At 42.0% G+C, this 3,675-nt stretch carries 2 protein-coding genes; one reads left to right on the top strand and one right to left on the bottom strand.

What is annotated here, in order from left to right; genetic code table 11:
* A partial coding sequence (hisD, locus tag DP116_RS09110) for a histidinol dehydrogenase (RefSeq protein ID WP_246275544.1) occupies positions 1-1,059 on the bottom strand: 1,059 nt, incomplete at its 3' end.
* Between the two features lie 822 nt (positions 1,060-1,881).
* Here hisD and DP116_RS09105 point away from each other — a divergent pair.
* Positions 1,882-3,411, top strand: coding sequence for a cellulase family glycosylhydrolase (locus DP116_RS09105; RefSeq protein ID WP_422614215.1), 1,530 nt, complete (start codon positions 1,882-1,884; stop codon positions 3,409-3,411).
* The last annotated feature ends 264 nt before the right edge of the window (positions 3,412-3,675 follow it).

Raw genomic sequence — 3,675 nt, 5'->3', positions numbered from 1 at the left:
GCCCAAGAAAATGGCACCCGCATTCCGAATCTGTGGTAGTAACTCCCAAGGATCTTCTACTTCCAACTCCAGATGTTCGGGGGCAAATTCGTTTGAGAGTTCTGCTGCCGCTTTCAAGGATTCTACAATCACTATTAAACCGTAGTGAGCGATCGCTTTTTCTGTGAGCAAGCGCCTTGGGTGATCCACAAGTTGCCTTTCCACCGCCACTTGTACATTCTTTGCCAAAGCTGCATCCGTGGTCAGCAAAATTGCTGCTGCCATCGGGTCATGTTCTGCTTGCGCTAACAAATCAGCGGCAACGTGTACAGGATTTGCGAATTCATCGGCAATAATGAGGACTTCACTAGGTCCAGCTAAGGAATCGATGCCTACGGTGCCATAGACAAGCTTTTTGGCTAAAGTGACGTAAATATTACCTGGTCCTGTGATGACATTAACTTTAGGAATCGTTTCTGTACCATAGGCTAAAGCGGCGATCGCCTGTGCGCCTCCGACGCGATAAATTTCTTGTACTCCAGCTTCTTGTGCTGCTACCAGCACTGCTGGGTTAATTGCTTTGTCTGGTCCTGGTGGTGTAACCATTGCCACACGTGGCACACCAGCCACCTTTGCCGGAATTGCATTCATCAATACCGTACTTGGATAGGCGGCACGACCACCTGGCACATATAACCCTGCTTTGTCTACTGGTGTGTAGCGCTTGCCCAACACGATCTCATCGTCGCCAAATTGTACCCAACTTTTGGGCACTCGCTGGCGGTGAAATGCATCGATTTGGCGGCAAGCAAGCCTGATAGCCTGGAGCAATTCCTTTGATACCTGTTGGTAGGCTGCATCCAGTTCTGAGCCTGTCACGCGCAGTTCATCTGGCTTGAGGGTTTGCTTATCGAATTCGGCTGTGTAATGCAGTACAGCGTTATCGCCTTGGCGCTTCACTGCCTGCAACACTTCCCGCACTGTTGCTTCTTTGTGAAGTACCTGTTCATCATGGGTGCGATCGCAGATCCGTTGTAGTTCTGCTCTAACGTCTGCCTGCTGAGTAATAATTCGCAGCATGGAGTAAGGACAATGCCAACTTGAGAAAATTCCTGCGGTGAGAATAAGTTTTGCTCTTGACCCCAAAGGATGTAAAGCTAATCCTAACTCTCTTCTCTAGCTTAACCTGGATTTTTTTGATACTTCCATGGCTTTGGGCACATGGTTTGTCTGAGAAGGCAACAAAACCAGGTTATTTTTACTTGCCTTTTGCCTGACTTAACGGCAGGAGAGCCAAATTTGCTATTAGTACCAGCGAGTAGGAATGCTAGTTCCCGGTCTCTTGGTGACTTTAACTCCCAAAGTTTACAGTCGGTCAATTATATGCTTATTCATCCACTCCCCTTTTCTAGTCTAAGTAGAAACTGATTATGATTATTGGCTATTTTTACTTAACTTATCAACATATTTACAGAAGTGATGTGCTTAATTGCTGTATGTTAACTTTTGAACCCTAACCGTTCACATAATCCTATTGAGAGCAAAAAATTTCTCTTTGGGAGGAACTACATTGACAGTGTTCACTCATCATAACCCTTCCTTAACTAAAGTTAGGAAATTTTAACAAGGATTTTGAATTGACAAGTTTTAGCAGAGTATTTAATTCTAGCACATTTACAGAGTTAACAACAAGCAGGAACTGGGCTTTCATGAAATTGTGGACATTGAACGATATATGCTTAAAAGCTGTCTGTCCTCACGCTTGTTTAAAGATATTTGTGTCAGTTAAGTAAGGTAACGAAAAGTATGCGGCTTTTTTATACAAGGAAACGAGAAAACTTAAAATTTAATCACCAGTTACTCATTATGACAGTAAGCACAGTAGTTTTTTTGACAAATATCATGAGTGAGCTGCCTGCTCAAAGCCAGGTAAATGAGATAAATACTGAAATGATCATGGAATTACCACTTTCAACTCGTGGCGCAAAAATTATCGATGCTAAAGGTCGGCAAGTTTTGCTAAGAGGTGTTAACTGGTTTGGCATGGAAACAGAAACCCACGTACCGCATGGCTTGTGGAAGCGAGATTATAAGGAGATACTGACACAAATTAGGACACTTGGGTATAACCTGATTCGCTTACCTTATTCTGTACAAGCATTAGTTTCGCCTAATATTAGCGGTATTGATTTCAGTATTGGTAGCAATAAAGAATTTGAAGGAAAAACTCCAATAGAGGTGATGGACTTAATTATTCAGGAAGCAGAACGTCAAGGGTTACTCGTTCTACTCGATAATCACTGTTTGAATGATAAGCGGATTGCCGAATTGTGGTACGAAGACAACTTTACAGAAGCAGACTGGATTAATACTTGGACAATGTTAGCCAATAGATACAAAAATCAAACCAACGTTGTTGGTGCAGATCTGAAAAACGAACCTCACGGAAAAGCAAGCTGGGGTACTGACGATTTAGCAACAGACTGGCGACTCGCTGCAGAACGGGCTGGAAATGCGATTCTTGAGGTTAATCCTAACTGGCTGATTGTTGTGCAAGGAGTAGAAAAGAATGTTCCTACACAAAAGCTGCCTAACCATTGGCACGGTGGTAATTTAGAAGGAGTGAAGCGCTACCCAGTACGTTTATCTCGTCGCAACAAGCTTGTCTATTCACCTCATGAATACGGTCCTGGAGTTGCAGATCAGGCTTGGTTTTCTGACCCAAAATTTCCTAAAGATCTCATCAATCGCTGGCAAATAGGATTTCATTATATTTCTAGTCAAAATCTTGCACCTATTTTTATCGGTGAATTTGGTGGAAGGAAAGTAGATACAAATTCTAAAGAAGGAATTTGGCAGAACGAATTTGTGCAATATATTAAACAGAAACAATTAAGTTTTGCTTACTGGAGTTGGAATCCTAACAGTTCTGATACAGGCGGTATTTTATTAGATGATTGGCAAAATGTTGATATTCCTAAGCAACAGCTACTGTCCCAAATGCTGCCAGTTAGTTTTTCTCAAGTAGCGCCCGTGCAAGTGGAAGAGGACACAGGAAAGATTATTCCTCCTATCTCCCCATCACAAAATCCCCTATCTCCTCTTTACCGTATCTCTTCTTCTTCCCAACTAACAGTAACTTCTGACATCTATGCAAATTGGCAAACAGGATTTTGTGTCAGCTTCAAAATCATGAATCAGGGGAATACCAAGGTTAACAATTGGCAAATGACATTTGATATGAAACAGGCTGCGATTAATAACTCTTGGAACGGTAACTTTAAACCTCAAGGAGCAACACAGTATACTGTCACACCTCTAGATTGGGGACGGATAATTGAGCCAAATCAAGTACGTGACGTTGGTTTTTGTGCTAATAAACTTGGTTCGCAGTACCAGCCGACGGAAGTCAGAGTCAAGAGTCAAAGGTGAAAAGATAAGACTTTTTCTGCGGTAAGTACTAGTTCGGTGTGAAGAATTTTCATTTTCTATGTACGTATATCACTGACACGCCGGGAATAATAACCTTCTTTTTCTGCGGTAAGTACTTATTCAGTTTTAATAATTTCTACAGATTTTCTATGTACATGTATCATTGACACGCTGGGAATAATAACCTTCTTTTTCTGCGGTAAGTACTTGTTCGGTGTGAAGAATTTTCATTTTCTATGTACGTATATCACTGACACGCCGGGA

The sequence above is a fragment of the Brasilonema bromeliae SPC951 genome (genome assembly GCF_012912135.1).
Lineage (GTDB): Bacteria > Cyanobacteriota > Cyanobacteriia > Cyanobacteriales > Nostocaceae > Brasilonema > Brasilonema bromeliae.
The sequence above is the reverse complement of the archived record's forward strand: the minus strand, read 5'-3'. Positions and strand labels throughout refer to the sequence as shown.

Bases quoted from the DNA above. Each gene is read 5' to 3' on its own strand.
- DP116_RS09105 (WP_422614215.1), top strand. From the start codon at position 1,882: ATGAGTGAGCTGCCTGCTCAAAGCCAGGTAAATGAGATAAATACTGAA.